Origin of the sequence: Burkholderia sp. SIMBA_062 (genome assembly GCF_046534765.1) — a bacterium.
GTDB lineage: Bacteria > Pseudomonadota > Gammaproteobacteria > Burkholderiales > Burkholderiaceae > Burkholderia > Burkholderia ambifaria.
In genome coordinates this window covers 1-445 of sequence record NZ_JAWRYD010000120.1, presented here as the reverse complement: position 1 = coordinate 445, position 445 = coordinate 1, and the positions used below count along the sequence as shown (strand labels likewise).

At 38.9% G+C, this 445-nt stretch carries 1 protein-coding gene; it reads right to left on the bottom strand.

What is annotated here, in order from left to right; all coding sequences use genetic code 11:
* A partial coding sequence (locus SB786_RS35660) for a hypothetical protein (RefSeq protein WP_410731496.1) occupies window positions 1-374 on the bottom strand: 374 nt, incomplete at its 3' end.
* Window positions 375-445: the final 71 nt, after the last annotated feature.

Sequence of the window (445 nt, the reverse complement as noted above, 5' to 3'; positions counted from 1 at the left end):
CCTTCAAAATCTATAAAATCCATGAGACAGTGCAGATGACTTGCACAATCCTTCAGCGCACATTTGATAGCACCGACTTCATTACTATACGGATGAAACAGATAAACAATATCATTCATCCGTTCAACCCCCGTATCCGCAATGTTTTCTAAAATAAGCGATATGGCTGTCTCCTTGTCGCTTATATCAACTTCACGCACTGCACTTGGGAAAGAATTCGATAATATAGTCTCAAATATCTGCCTGCTTTGTTCTGCCTCAGCTAATTGATAAACAAACCCTGATTCTTCACAAGATCTTAGCGAGGCACGCACCTGTTTCATTAAAAAATGCCTCTTGTTTTCCTCAAGCTTGTCAATTAACTTTTCTCTCATCACTGAACACTTCCTTACAGGATATTTTCATTCTGCCGGCATGTATGCTACATAGAAGTAATTAATACTTC